14 protein-coding genes are annotated in these 12,120 nt (G+C 57.1%); 7 read left to right on the top strand and 7 right to left on the bottom strand.

Annotated elements, in window-relative coordinates; all coding sequences use genetic code 11:
• Positions 1-101 precede the first annotated feature (101 nt).
• The 4 genes from pdxR to KORM41_RS08110 all read left to right on the top strand — a co-directional run bounded on the left by pdxR (position 102) and on the right by KORM41_RS08110 (position 4,796).
• Positions 102-1,571, top strand: a complete 1,470-nt coding sequence (gene pdxR, locus KORM41_RS08125) for a MocR-like pyridoxine biosynthesis transcription factor PdxR (protein WP_068143275.1) — start codon at positions 102-104, stop codon at positions 1,569-1,571.
• A gap of 110 nt (positions 1,572-1,681) precedes the next feature.
• Positions 1,682-2,440 carry a carbonic anhydrase gene (locus KORM41_RS08120; protein ID WP_068143272.1) on the top strand — a complete coding sequence of 253 codons (759 nt, stop codon included), beginning with the start codon at positions 1,682-1,684 and terminating at the stop codon, positions 2,438-2,440.
• Positions 2,424-3,224, top strand: a complete 801-nt coding sequence (locus tag KORM41_RS08115; RefSeq protein WP_068143271.1) for a hypothetical protein — start codon at positions 2,424-2,426, stop codon at positions 3,222-3,224. Before KORM41_RS08120 ends, KORM41_RS08115 begins: the two co-directional genes overlap by 17 nt.
• 135 nt (positions 3,225-3,359) lie before the next feature.
• Positions 3,360-4,796, top strand: coding sequence for a sodium-dependent transporter (locus tag KORM41_RS08110; protein ID WP_082719635.1), 1,437 nt, complete (start codon positions 3,360-3,362; stop codon positions 4,794-4,796).
• Between the two features lie 147 nt (positions 4,797-4,943).
• Here the strand turns inward: KORM41_RS08110 and KORM41_RS08105 are convergent, their stop codons facing one another.
• Complete coding sequence (locus KORM41_RS08105; RefSeq protein ID WP_068144050.1) at positions 4,944-5,360, bottom strand: SufE family protein; 417 nt, start codon at positions 5,358-5,360, stop codon at positions 4,944-4,946.
• A gap of 149 nt (positions 5,361-5,509) precedes the next feature.
• Here KORM41_RS08105 and KORM41_RS08100 point away from each other — a divergent pair, with 149 nt between their 5' ends.
• Complete coding sequence (locus KORM41_RS08100) at positions 5,510-6,847, top strand: spinster family MFS transporter (protein WP_068143267.1); 1,338 nt, start codon at positions 5,510-5,512, stop codon at positions 6,845-6,847.
• 15 nt (positions 6,848-6,862) lie between these two features.
• Here the strand turns inward: KORM41_RS08100 and KORM41_RS08095 are convergent, their stop codons facing one another.
• The 5 genes from KORM41_RS08095 to KORM41_RS21780 all read right to left on the bottom strand — a co-directional run bounded on the left by KORM41_RS08095 (position 6,863) and on the right by KORM41_RS21780 (position 8,982).
• Positions 6,863-7,093 (bottom strand): hypothetical protein, encoded by a 231-nt coding sequence (locus tag KORM41_RS08095; protein WP_068143265.1) that lies wholly within the window; start codon positions 7,091-7,093, stop codon positions 6,863-6,865.
• Between the two features lie 222 nt (positions 7,094-7,315).
• Complete coding sequence (gene pspC, locus KORM41_RS08090) at positions 7,316-7,705, bottom strand: envelope stress response membrane protein PspC (protein ID WP_068143263.1); 390 nt, start codon at positions 7,703-7,705, stop codon at positions 7,316-7,318.
• Positions 7,692-7,922, bottom strand: coding sequence for an envelope stress response membrane protein PspB (gene pspB / locus KORM41_RS08085; protein WP_068143261.1), 231 nt, complete (start codon positions 7,920-7,922; stop codon positions 7,692-7,694). The genes pspC and pspB overlap by 14 nt, the downstream gene beginning before the upstream one ends.
• Before the next feature lie 38 nt (positions 7,923-7,960).
• The gene (gene pspA / locus KORM41_RS08080) at positions 7,961-8,659 is read right to left on the bottom strand and encodes a phage shock protein PspA (protein WP_068143259.1); all 699 of its coding nucleotides are present in this window, start codon (positions 8,657-8,659) and stop codon (positions 7,961-7,963) included.
• Between the two features lie 155 nt (positions 8,660-8,814).
• On the bottom strand, positions 8,815-8,982 hold the full coding sequence (locus KORM41_RS21780; RefSeq protein ID WP_156431836.1) for a hypothetical protein: 168 nt from the start codon (positions 8,980-8,982) through the stop codon (positions 8,815-8,817).
• A 219-nt stretch (positions 8,983-9,201) separates the two neighbouring features.
• Between KORM41_RS21780 and pspF the strand changes: the two genes are divergently transcribed.
• On the top strand, positions 9,202-10,227 hold the full coding sequence (gene pspF / locus KORM41_RS08075; RefSeq protein WP_068143257.1) for a phage shock protein operon transcriptional activator: 1,026 nt from the start codon (positions 9,202-9,204) through the stop codon (positions 10,225-10,227).
• An 89-nt stretch (positions 10,228-10,316) separates the two neighbouring features.
• Entirely contained in the window at positions 10,317-10,670 is a 354-nt protein-coding gene (locus tag KORM41_RS08070) for a hypothetical protein (RefSeq protein ID WP_068143256.1), read from the top strand.
• Here the strand turns inward: KORM41_RS08070 and KORM41_RS08065 are convergent.
• Complete coding sequence (locus KORM41_RS08065) at positions 10,667-12,097, bottom strand: putative O-glycosylation ligase, exosortase A system-associated (RefSeq protein ID WP_068143254.1); 1,431 nt, start codon at positions 12,095-12,097, stop codon at positions 10,667-10,669. The two genes, KORM41_RS08070 and KORM41_RS08065, sit on opposite strands and share 4 nt — an antisense overlap.
• Positions 12,098-12,120 lie beyond the last annotated feature (23 nt).

Genomic DNA, 12,120 nt, shown 5'->3' with positions numbered 1-12,120 from the left:
GATCTTTCGCTCTTCTCTCTTCAGGACTGGACATGGCCGCAGCTTGGGATAATATTGATCCCACAAGAAGGTCCAATTTATAATTTTTCAAGGGTCCAATTATGTCCGGTCAAATCAACGCTGGCGCAAACGCCCGCCGCCGCACAGATCGGATGGTGGAAACCCTTCTGACACCCGGCCTGAACCCGGAAAGCGACACACCGCTGAATGAACAGCTGATGCTTCTGCTGCAGGACGCCATCTTGAAAGGCCACCTGCATGCCGGGGACCGCCTGCCCGCCAGCCGCGCCATGGCCACACGCCTTTCGCTTTCCCGCAATACGGTTCTTGCCGCCTATGACCAGCTGATGGCCGAAGGCTATCTTGAAAGCCGGGTTGGCGCGGGCACGTTTGTCAGCAGTGACCTTCCAGACCACTATCTGACGGTTGGCGACAGCCCAAAGGCGCAGACAGACAGGCCATCAGGCCGCGCAAAGAGGCCGCTTTCGGGCATGCCGGCGCTGGACCAGTTCCCCTTCGCCCTTTGGGCGCGAATTGCCGGACGCGTGTGGCGGCATGCCGGCACAAGTGAATTGGAGCACAATGACCCGGCAGGGTACCGACCGCTGAGGGAAGCCATCGCAAGTTACCTGCAAACAGCGCGCGGCGTGCTAGCGGATGCAGACCAGATCATGATCACCACTGGGCTGCAGCAGGGCCTGAAGTTCGTGGCCGAAAGCATCATCCCACATGACCGGACGCTTATCCTGGAAGATCCGGGCTATCCCGGTATCCTGCGGACAGCCGAATCCCTGCCGCACAAGGTTGCTTTTACCCAAGTCGACAATAGCGGCGCCGTGGTGCCCGCCCGGTCCCGTGAGGCACCGGGCATGCTTTTGGTGACGCCCAGCAGGCACTATCCGCTGGGCTCCACCATGCCGGTCAGCCGCCGCCTTGAGCTTCTGGAATGGGCCAGAGAGACAGGCGCCTATATCCTTGAGGACGACTATGACAGCGAGTTCCGCTATGGCGGGCGCCCCGTGCAATCGCTTCAGGGGCTGGATGGCGGCAGACATGTGATTTATGGCGGCAGCTTTTCCAAGTCGCTGTTTCTGTCTCTCAGGATCGGATATTTGGTGCTGCCACCCAGCATGGCTTCACGCGTGATCCGGCACAGGGAACAGACAGAGAGCTTCCCACCGCTCTCAGACCAGATGATCCTGGAGCGTTTCATCGCCGACGGTCACTTCGCCCGCCACCTGAGGCGGCTTCGGTCGATCCACAAGGAACGGCTGCAGTGCTTCTTCGACACGGCGAGCGAATGCCTCGCGCCCTATTTCACGCTATTGCCGACAGATGCAGGACTGCATGTTGTCGGACTTGCCGCCCCCTCCCTTGCCCATATGGACGACCGGAAGCTGGCGGCCGCCGCCCACCGCGCTGGCCTTGGCGCCGTGCCGCTTTCGGCCAGCTACAGCCATGCCAAGCCACAAAAAGGGCTGTTGTTTGGGTTCGCCAACATGGCAGAGGCCGATATGCCCGCAAGGTTGGCACAGTTTGCCCGGGAACTAGATGAAATTACAGGCTTTTAATAGCGCGCCCAGCATAGTAGCTTAGGGCCAAGATCGGTTGAGGCCAGATTGAGTGACGAAGGCGGCCAGCTGTAATTTTCAGCCGCCCGGCGCCGTATCAGGAGGGGATTATGATCCGAAAACATGCCTTGGCTGCTTTTGCCGCCATCATCGGCACGGCGACGGCAGCGTCCGCGTTTCAGGACAGTTGGAGCTTTGGACAGGAGTGGAGCTACAGCGGCAGTACCGGCCCGGATGCATGGTCATCCATTGCACCGGCATGCGGTGCGGGCATGCAGTCCCCGATCGTGATCTCCGGCACCGAACCCGCCGTGATGTACCGGCTGGAGCCTCTTTACAATGTCACCTCAGTCGCCACCCATAATGACGGCAGCACCGTGCGCCAGAATTATGCGCCCGGCAGCATCCTGCGGGTGGGGGCCAAGGTTTTCGTCCTGAAGGAATTCCATTTCCATACACCGGCAGAACACCAGGTTCTGGACCGCACCTTCCCCCTTGAAATTCAGTTCACCCATCAGGCGCTGAGCGGTGAAATGGCCATCGTGTCGGTTCTGGTGAAGGAAGGCGGAACAAACGAAGCGGCGGAAGAACTGCTGCCGCACCTGCCGATTGAAACAGGCCAGGGCGTGAACCTGCCGAATGTGAAAATCAATGCGCGGGACTTCATGCCGCAGGAAAAAGACTATTTCCGCTATATGGGGTCCCTGAGCCATCCGCCATGCACACCGGGCGTAAACTGGTATGTGCTAAAGACACCGATCGAATTCTCCGCGGACCAGATCAAACTGGTTCAGGGCATTGTCGGCACCAACAACCGCCCTGTGCAACCTCGCGACAACCGGATTATCCTCGATGCGCAGTCTCAATAATTCCGGCATCAGTGCTATCGCAAAAGGCGCAGGCTTCGCGCTGTCCCTTCTGCTTGTCGCGGCATGCTCAAGCGCGCCTGTGGGCACCAAGCCTACAGCAGGCGCCAAGCGCGCACCAAAACCGGTGGCCAATGCCCTGTGTGAAGGACGTGCAGCCGACGCTGTCGAAATCCTGAGCGCCGAGCCGCTCGCCAGCCCTGTTGACCAGTTCTTCACAGCGCTCGCGATGGAGAAAAGCGGGCACCCTGTATCCGCCCGCAAACTCTATGCTGGGCTGATGGCAGCAGGGTCCACAGACCCTGTGTATCTGCACTGCGGCACCGAACTTCTTGCGAATGGCACCGTCTCAAGCGAAGCGGCCCGCCGCCTGGCCCTGATCGCACAGAACCTGCGGTCGCTGGATGTCGCCTCCGCGCGCCCGCAACAACTGCATGAAGGCCTGCCGACCCTGGACGGCGGCAGCGCGATCAGTTCCGTCCGTCCTTCAAGCGGATTCAGCAGCTCGCCGATGACCGTTTACAGGCCTCAGTCCACCTCGCCACTTGGGCGCTGGTTCGCGCACCTGGAAAGCTACAAGACATACCAGTCCGCCCAGGGCAACAAGCCGACGCTTGAGGCCAAGTTCCCATCCCTTAAGGGCTATATCGACCAGTGGGAGGTCAATGTTTCGGGCGGCGTTGTGCGCCTGGGCGTGCGGCTGGACAATCGGGATGACGCCCGCCGCCTTTGCCAACAGGTCAAAAGCAACGGCGACTATTGCGCAGTGCTCGACACGTCGCCGTAAGCCTTGGTTTAAGGCCTTGTTTCGCCACCAAAGATTCCGCTAGCCACTGGGGCGCCTTCTTTCTATGATGGCGCCCAAATTGCGCATGGGCTGTCATACTGCGCAAAAAATATAGTAACTCGGGGAGAGGGATTTATGGCTGGAGCAGCACAACACGCTCATTGGTCATCGCGCTGGGCCTTTATCATGGCCGCCGTCGGTAGCGCCGTCGGATTGGGCAATATTTGGAAATTTCCATATGAAGCAGGTGAAGGCGGCGGCGGTGCCTTCGTCATGGTTTACCTGCTGTTTGTATTCTTCATCGGCACACCCATGCTGGTGGCAGAGCTTTCGCTTGGGCGGCGCGGGCAATTGTCACCAATCGGGTCGATGAAAAAGATCGCACAAGACGAAAAGAAAAGTCATTGGTGGAGCCTGATCGGCTGGTCTGGCGTGGTTGGCGCCTTCATCGTGATCAGCTTTTATTCGGTCGTGGGCGGCTGGACACTGGCCTATATGGCCAAAGCGGCCATGGGCACCTTCAGCGGCATTGACGCGGAAACGGCGCAAAACACCTTCGTTGGTTATATCTCTGACCCGGTGAAAACGCTGGTGTCCCACTTTGCCTTCATGGCCATTACCATCTTCATCGTGGCGAAAGGCGTTCAGGGCGGCCTCGAAAAAGCCGTAACCGTGCTGATGCCGGCGCTGTTCGCCATCCTGATCATTCTGGTGATCTATTCCGGCTTCACGGGCGACTTCGCCAAGACCATCGACTTCCTGTTCAACCCGGATTTCGACAAACTGTTGTTCAAGCCGAACACCGCTGAAGCCATCGCAGCCGGCGAACCGGCAACACGCTTCAGCCTGGACACGGTCCTGCAGGCGCTGGGCCAGTCGTTCTTCTCGCTCTCGCTCGCGCTTGGTTCCATCATGACCTATGGTTCGTACCTGACGAAAGACGTGAAGATCGGCAAGTCCGCCGTGACCATTGCGGCAGCAGACAGTGCCGTTGCACTGATGGCTGGTCTCGCGATTTTCCCAATCGTATTCGCATATGGCCTTGATGTTGCCGGTGGCGGCGGCCTGGTGTTCATGAGCCTGCCAATCGCCTTCGGCCAGATGCCTTTCGGGATCGTATTCGGCACACTGTTCTTCGGCCTGTTGGCTGTGGCGGCAGTTACAAGCTCCATCTCGCTTCTGGAGCCACCTGTATCCTATGTCGAGGAGAAAACCGGCTGGAACCGCCGTAAGGTTGCCGTCACCATGGGCGTGGCCGCAGGGCTTCTTGGCGTTCTGTCAGCCTACAGCCAGGGCACAAACCTGCTGTCGGACATCAAGATCAACATGCTTGGGCTTGAGCTGGACATCATGGGCGTGAAAGACTTCCTGACCAACAACATCATGATGCCACTTGGCGGCATGTTCACGGCGCTGTTCGTGGGTTGGTTCGTGACACGCAAGAACATGATGGATGAGCTGGCGCTCAGCGATAAGACCTTCCGCATCTGGTACTTCCTGGTGCGGTTCGTGAGCCCAACGGCCATCGGTATCATCTTCGGCAAGATTATCTTTGACAACTTCATCGCCTAAGACAGATACCAGCAGACACAAAGAAGGCCCCGGAAAATCCGGGGCCTTTTCTTTTGCAGGGTAAGCTGGCGCCATTACCACCTGACATAGACCCTGAAACAAGTTCAGCATCCATTGAACATAACATTGCAATTTGATGGGCTAAACTTAGGCCGCTTCGGCGATGGCCCTTATCCGTTCGACCATGGAAAACAGGCCGTTGGCCCGCATGGGCGACAGGTGCGCCGCAAGGCCAAGCTGGTCCAGGATGCCCTTGGCGTCTGTGGCCAAAATCTCCTCAGCCGTCTTGCCGGAATAGATCAGCAGCATCAAAGCCACCAAGCCCTTGACGATATGGGCGTCGCTGTCACCGCGCAGATGGATACGGCCTTCCGCGTCCACCTCAGGCACCAGCCACACCTGGCTCTGACAACCGCGCACTTTATAGTCATCCGTCATCTCGCTCTCGTCGAGCGGCGGTAACTTGCGCCCCAGGTCGATCACATAGCGGTAGCGGTCTTCCCAATCATCGAGAAACTCGAATGTGTCCAAAATTTCAGCGATCGTCGTATTTTCAAGAGACATCATCTTTATCCAAACACCAGCGCCTTGACAGTCGGGCCAAACGCCCGACTTAATGCTTACCTAACGACAGTGTGTCTATCGGATTGGCCCCTCAAGTTAAAGGCCTAAAGCTGAAAAAGGGCATGCGACACAAGCGAGGGGAAGCGCACATGTCACCAAACCAAGACGGCTATCCACGCCCGGCCTATGCCTGGTACATGGTAGCGCTGCTGCTGGTTATCTATACCTTTTCCTTCATCGACCGCCAGATTCTCGGGCTTTTGGGCCCAGCCATCAAGGCGGATTTTGGCATCTCGGATACCCAGTTTGGCCTCCTGACAGGCTTTGCCTTCGCGGTTTTCTACACCGTCTTCGGCCTCTTTTGCGCCCGTATTGCCGACAGCAAAAGCCGGCGCGGCTTGATAGCCGTCGGCCTGTTTCTCTGGAGCCTGATGACAGCGGCATCGTCGCTGGCCAGCAATTTCATTTCGCTGTTCCTGCTGCGTATGGGTGTGGGGATTGGCGAGGCAACGCTGGCCCCAGCCGCCAATTCCATTCTTGCAGACAGCTTTCCCAAAAAACGCCTGGCCACCGCACTCAGCGTCTATTCCATGGGCATTCCGGTAGGCTCAGCTCTGGCCTTCATTGTGGGGGGAGCGGCGATAGACCTGGCAGAACGCCTGCCGGATGTGGAAATCCCCGGCGTTGGCCTGATGGGCAGCTGGCAAAAAGCCTTCCTCATGGTTGGGCTGCCCGGCATCCTGTTGACGTTTCTTATGCTGACGGTCAAGGAACCCAGTAGAAAAGGTGTGTCTCAAAGTGGGGCCAGTATACCGGTAAAAGAGGTCGTGAAGCATGTGAAAGACCGTTTCAGAGCCTATGCCGGCATCTGCCTCGGTGTTTCCTGTGTGGCGGCGCTTGGTTTCGGCACACTCAGTTTCCTGGCCTTTTTCTTTCACCGCTACCACGGCCTGGCACCCGGTGAAGTGGGCAAAATTTTTGGTACAATTTCGCTGCTCACAGGGCCGGCTGGTCTTTTGCTCGGCGGCTTTCTTGCGGACTATTGGCTGGGCCAAGGCAAGAAAGATGCCCACATCCGGGCGCTTCTGGTTGCCCCCATTGGCTACTTGGTGCCCAGCCTGATACTACCCTTTATCGCAGACACCACAACGGCATGGTGGGTTCTCGGCATTTCAAACCTGTTTATCAATCTGCCGTCAGGCATCGCCTTCGCCTCGCTGCAGATCATCACGCCAAATCAGATGCGTGGTCAGATAATCGCGATGTATGTGCTGTGTACCAGCATCATCGGCTATGGTGCCGGCCCCTTGCTGATAGGCGCCTTCACCGACCATCTATTTGGTGATGAAATGATGCTGAACTATTCGCTGGCGACAGTGGCCGCGATTACGACGCCAGCCTGCATTGCCCTTTTGCTCTGGGGTCGCAAGGCCTACGCGAAGGCGCTTGAGGAAGAAGAAGCCCGCCTTAACGCCCAGCACTCTTAGGATGCTGCACTTCTGTTAGCGGACCTCGGTCTGCGCGTCGCCCTCGGCGCGCCTTTCGGGCCGCGTCCTTTGCCTGAGAACCAGCCGGCTGGCCTCTGTCGGGGCAACACGGAAAACAGGTTTGTGTTGGTACACCAGTTCCTGATAGTGGCGGTCTGCCGCCAGCATGTGGGGGTTCATCTCACTCGTGATCGCAGGTGATGTGGCGTTCAGCCCAAGGGCCAAACCAATAACGGCTACACTCATGTCACTCACTATCCTTGCTGTCTGCCGCGGCTCTTATGAGCGAGCTCTTCGGCTGTCGTCGGCGCCTTTTAGGCGCTCTTTGTTACCATCAGGTTAAACCATCCGGCTTATGAAAAAAGGGGCAGGTCCGATCAGCACCTGCCCGTTGTCGCAACACTTCTCTCGGGAGAAAGGGAAAGCTCTCCAGGAAGGGAAGGCTCCGACATATAGTCCCTTGAAAGTCTAGTCTTCGAGAGCCTTCAGTTCCCGCTCCAGTCGGAAGCGTTTGCTGGTCATATAGGCCTCCATCTCGGACGTGCGGCGTTCGATGTCCCGGAACCGGCGGCGCAGCTCAGCGGCCGTATAGTCCGGGCTCTTGCGCGTCTGCTTCCAGAATTCTTCTTCCTTTTCGTCCTCATAAAGGCCTTCGGGCTTTGGGTCCAGCGCCATCCCCAGGATGAAATAGCCGATCAGAAGCCACGGGAACGTAAAGAGGATGCCGAAGAAAGCCAGAAAACGCACCACGCCAACTTTGATGTCGAAGTAATCTGCGATGCCGGCACACACACCCATAACACGACCATGGACTGGGTCTTTGTAAAGTTTGGTCGGGCGGTTGTTAAAATTTGTCATGGTGACGGCTCCTCCAGTCTGGCACTTCGTCATCCATGATGCGTTCCATGGTGCGAAGGCGGTCTTCCAGGCGGTCGGCGGCGGTGCGCAGGTCGCCCAGCGATGCTTCATCTTCGGCGGTGATGCCATTCATCTGCTTCCATTTGGTGATGTAGTGGAAGATGATCCAGAGCGGGATCACGACGACTACGAGCAGGATTGGTATGGCTTCGTCCATTTTAGTTCCCCTATGTCTTTATTGTTGTTGGGCGCCGATTATTTCGACGCCGATTTTTTTGCAGGAGCTTTCTTCGTTTCACCCGAAGCTTTTGCCTTCAGAGCTGCCAGCTCTTGTTCGATCTCATCGTTGCTCTCAAGCTCCTTGAAGGCGTCCTCAAGGTTTTCGCCGCGACCAATGGCCATTGCTTCGGCTTCACCTTCAAGGCGGTCAAGGCGGGCGTCGACTTTGTCAAACCGGTCGAATGCATCCTGGATGCGGTTGTCATACAGATTCTTGCGGACACGCACCTGGTTCGACGCTGACTTGTGGCGGGCCTGCATGCTTGCCTTCTTGGCGCGGGCCTCGCGAAGCTTGGCTTCCAGCTTGATAACATCTTCCTCGTTGCGGCCAAGCGCTTCAGAGAGATGCTTCATCTCTTCTTCAAGATGGGCCAGCATTTCGGCAACCTTGGATTTTTCAATCAGCGCGCCTTTCGCCAGGTCGTCACGGCCTTTGGAGATGGCCAGCTCGGCTTTCTTCTCCCAGTCGCCCTGCGCCTGCTTCACCTTCTTGATGCGGCGCTCCAGGTCTTTCTGGTCGGCGATTGTCTTGGCAGCGGAAGAGCGCACTTCAACAAGCGTGTCTTCCATTTCCTGGATCACCATACGGATGATTTTTTCAGGATCTTCCGCTTTGTCCAGAATGGCATTGATATTGGAGTTAATGATGTCAGTCAGGCGTGAAAAGATACCCATTTTGTACTTCCTTTCGTATGTCCTCGCTACGTGTCCCGGGCTTTTGCCATTTTTTGGGACATGCCCCCGATCCTCGCTTTTTATTATTCTCGGGGGCGGTGTTAGTCGCGGCCCCGGCATCCCTCTTCTCGGGGTTAAGCCGGGGCCAGGATGAACTAGTTGAGACGACGTTGACGTTCCATGCGGCGCATGCGGCGGCTTATTTCTGGCAGGCGGCCATCTGTGTGGCGCGCGAGCTCAACCCCTGCAATTACCCCAACAGCATCCATCCCCTCGCGTCGTGTCCCGGGCGTTACCGGCATCATGTGGAGCATCTTGGTCATCTTCGTCGTCCTCTAGTTCTTGTTCGCTGTCTTGTGTTTGTTTTTTCGTGTCAGTCTTTTTTGTCGCTGACATTTCCCTTGTTTGCAGGGGGTGTGCCAGTTTTTGAAAATTTCTTAACCCATTGTTTTAAATGGATAAAAAATTTAACCTCTTGAATAACTGATATTCATGATAAAAATAATTACCAATATTTAGTATTTTTCACCTATTATTAGCACATGGTTAAAAAACAAGAACAAATCATCGGCGACAGCCCGGCTTTCCTGGACATGATGGACCAAATCAGCAGGGCAGCCCCCCTTGACCGGCCGATGCTGGTGATCGGCGAACGCGGCACGGGCAAGGAACTGATCGCCTGGCGTCTGCACTATTTGTCGAACCGCTGGAACAGGGTCTTCCAGAAGATGAACTGCGCGGCTTTGGCCGAAACACTTCTGGAAAGCGAGCTGTTCGGGTACGAGCCCGGCGCCTTCACAGGTGCCAGGAACCGCCGCGCGGGGCGGTTTGAAGCGGCAGACGAAGGCAGCCTGTTCCTTGATGAGATCGGCACCATGAGCATGGCGGCGCAGGAAAAGCTCCTGCGCGTCATTGAATATGGCGAGTTCGAGCGCGTCGGCGGCACCGACACCATCAATGTGGACGTGCGCGTGATTGGCGCCACAAACATCGATCTGCCAGCGGCCGCGGATGCCGGTGAATTTCGCCATGACCTTCTGGACCGGCTGGCGTTTGACGTTATTACCGTGCCACCACTTCGGGAACGCAAGGAAGACATCATGCTGCTGGCCGAACATTTCGGCATGGCCATGGCGCGTGAACTTGAATGGTTGGTGTTCCCCGGCTTTTCAAAGAAGGCCACGGCCCAGATGATGGACTATCACTGGCCGGGCAACATCCGGGAACTCAAGAATGTGGTGGAGCGCGCTATCTACCGCGCGTGGGACGGCGAACAGCCGGTATGCGATATTGTCTTCGATCCGTTCGAAAGCCCTTTCCGTCCGCCTGCTAAGACCAACCGCAAACAGCCTGCCGCCCCCGCTACGCCCATGCCCCAAGCAACACCCGCAGGCTCTGCCCTGCCGGACGGCCCGTTTGATCTCAAGGAAGAAGCTGCATCGTTCGAACGAAAACTATACAGGCATGCGCTTGAAGAAAGCCGCTTCAATCAACGCGCGGCGGCCAAGCATGTTGGGCTGACCTATGACCAGTTCCGCCACGGCCTGAAGAAGCACGACCTGCTTTGAGAGAGCTGTGAATTTACCGTGATCCCTGCGATCACATCTTGACCATGAATTGCCCCGCGCCCATAGTGCCGCCCATGTCAGAGCATCTCATGATCAAAAAACGCCAGAAACGGCGCAGGGCCGGAGCACTGGACCTACGCCTCAAACATCTGTTCGGGCTTATCCTTTTGAGCCTCGTGGCTTATGGCGCTTTCCGTTTTTGGGTTGGCAATCCCATGGAAAGCCTGTGCGGCGACGACTGTGAAAGCATGTACAGCCTAGTGGGGTGGATTCTCGGGTTCGCCATCATGCTTGGCACAGTCATTCTGGCGGGTGCGGTCATTGGGGTGGTGGTCGCTCTGGTGCGCAGGCGCTCTGGCGCCAGCTCCATGGATTTTGCATCCAAATTTGATGCCAGCGCCAGCCAGCCTCTGAAAGAAGACGAGACGAAAGAACAAGGCTAAGCTCTATGTCCGCTCTCTCGCGACAGCGCCCTTACCGCCTGCCCATCCCTATTCTGGTAAGGTGACCATTTCTTCGATTTGACAGGTACCGCCTCGGCATCTGAGCCGCCACCAATGTCGGCCCCCCTTCTCTCGGCGCGGGCAAGCAGCTTTTCGCCAATTACAGAACTGAGCACAATGAAGGCCAGCAGGTCATGGAAATAGTCAAAGGTGGCGATATTCACCGTCAGGCCACCGGCGGCGTAGCCCACCATCGACAACTGGCACGCGGCGCACAGGTCCCCCAGCCACCGAGTCTCCTCATGCGCTCTGTAACGCTTCGCCGCCGTGCCGCCCGCATACCACCCGGTGAACAATATTGTCAGCCATAGCACAAGCCCTGTGTAGCCATGCTCTGCCAGCACTTCGAAATAAATGGAGTGCGGCGCCCTGGCCTTCTCGCCAGGCGACATATACAGTTCCCGCGCACGCGGCACATAGAAGACATCAAATCCACCACCTTCGATCGGGTTGTCATCCGCCAGGTTAGAGGAGAATTTCCACATCACCACACGCCCGCGGAAACTGTCGTCTTCCGTGGTTTTTTCACTACTCTCGATACGGTTTTTCCAACTGTCCGGGGCAAAGTAATAGCCCCCCACCGCCAATGCGGCCATGACGAATAGCGCGGTAAATTTCCGCCGGGTTTTCATCAGCATCATGAAGGATACAGCCGCCAAGGCGGCAAAGCCCCCGCGGGACTGTGTCCCCACCACCGATATGGCGAAACACAGCGCCAGTCCAAGCGCCGGCCATTTAAGGTAGGGTTTTGGCGGGTGCTGGAAGAAATAGATCGCCAGCGGCAGGGACATGGCCATGGCAACCGCAAGCTGGTTGTTGTCCCCCATCATGCCGCCGGCACCCTGCACCCGACCGCCGCCGCCTGTTGCAATGGTATAGAGACCACCCTTCACACCAATGTAGGCCATCGACATCATCAGAACAAATAGAATGCCTTTGAGCCGATTGGGCGTCTGCATGGTTATTATGGCCACGAACGTGAACAAGAGCACCTTGAACAAATGGACGAATTTCTCCATCGCATTGCCCGGGTCGAACGCCATGATGGTGGTCAGGATGATCCAGACCAGATAGGTCATTAGGATGACGACAATGGGATGCCCGGGAATCTTTTTTCTGGTGCCGTCCATCACCAGGCCCGCCAGGGTCACCAGCGCGACGTAATCCAGAAAACCGAAACTCGCGGCAAAGCCATAGGTATAGGCGTGGGGGTTCATGTGCGACAGCCAAAACCACAGCAAAACACCAACAACAGGACGAAAAAAGGCGAAAGGCAACCAGCCTAGAACAATCAATGCAACAATCGCGTCACGCACAGCCCGAACCTTCCACAGCCCCCCGCCTTCCCGGGTGGGATTGCCCTGCATTGTGGCCTGTCAGCATGCCGGGC

It is taken from the genome of Kordiimonas lipolytica (genome assembly GCF_001550065.1).
Note: the sequence above shows the minus strand (reverse complement) of the source record. Positions and strands in the feature narration are given on the sequence as shown.

Bases quoted from the DNA above. Each gene is read 5' to 3' on its own strand.
- pdxR (WP_068143275.1), top strand. From the start codon at position 102: ATGTCCGGTCAAATCAACGCTGGCGCAAACGCCCGCCGCCGCACAGAT.
- KORM41_RS08070 (WP_068143256.1), top strand. From the start codon at position 10,317: ATGATCAAAAAACGCCAGAAACGGCGCAGGGCCGGAGCACTGGACCTA.
- KORM41_RS08095 (WP_068143265.1), bottom strand. From the start codon at position 7,093: ATGAGTGTAGCCGTTATTGGTTTGGCCCTTGGGCTGAACGCCACATCA.
- KORM41_RS08105 (WP_068144050.1), bottom strand. From the start codon at position 5,360: ATGTCTCTTGAAAATACGACGATCGCTGAAATTTTGGACACATTCGAG.
- KORM41_RS08110 (WP_082719635.1), top strand. From the start codon at position 3,360: ATGGCTGGAGCAGCACAACACGCTCATTGGTCATCGCGCTGGGCCTTT.
- KORM41_RS21780 (WP_156431836.1), bottom strand. From the start codon at position 8,982: ATGACCAAGATGCTCCACATGATGCCGGTAACGCCCGGGACACGACGC.
- KORM41_RS08120 (WP_068143272.1), top strand. From the start codon at position 1,682: ATGATCCGAAAACATGCCTTGGCTGCTTTTGCCGCCATCATCGGCACG.
- pspF (WP_068143257.1), top strand. From the start codon at position 9,202: ATGGTTAAAAAACAAGAACAAATCATCGGCGACAGCCCGGCTTTCCTG.
- pspC (WP_068143263.1), bottom strand. From the start codon at position 7,705: ATGACAAATTTTAACAACCGCCCGACCAAACTTTACAAAGACCCAGTC.
- KORM41_RS08100 (WP_068143267.1), top strand. From the start codon at position 5,510: ATGTCACCAAACCAAGACGGCTATCCACGCCCGGCCTATGCCTGGTAC.
- KORM41_RS08065 (WP_068143254.1), bottom strand. From the start codon at position 12,097: ATGCAGGGCAATCCCACCCGGGAAGGCGGGGGGCTGTGGAAGGTTCGG.
- KORM41_RS08115 (WP_068143271.1), top strand. From the start codon at position 2,424: ATGCGCAGTCTCAATAATTCCGGCATCAGTGCTATCGCAAAAGGCGCA.
- pspA (WP_068143259.1), bottom strand. From the start codon at position 8,659: ATGGGTATCTTTTCACGCCTGACTGACATCATTAACTCCAATATCAAT.
- pspB (WP_068143261.1), bottom strand. From the start codon at position 7,922: ATGGACGAAGCCATACCAATCCTGCTCGTAGTCGTCGTGATCCCGCTC.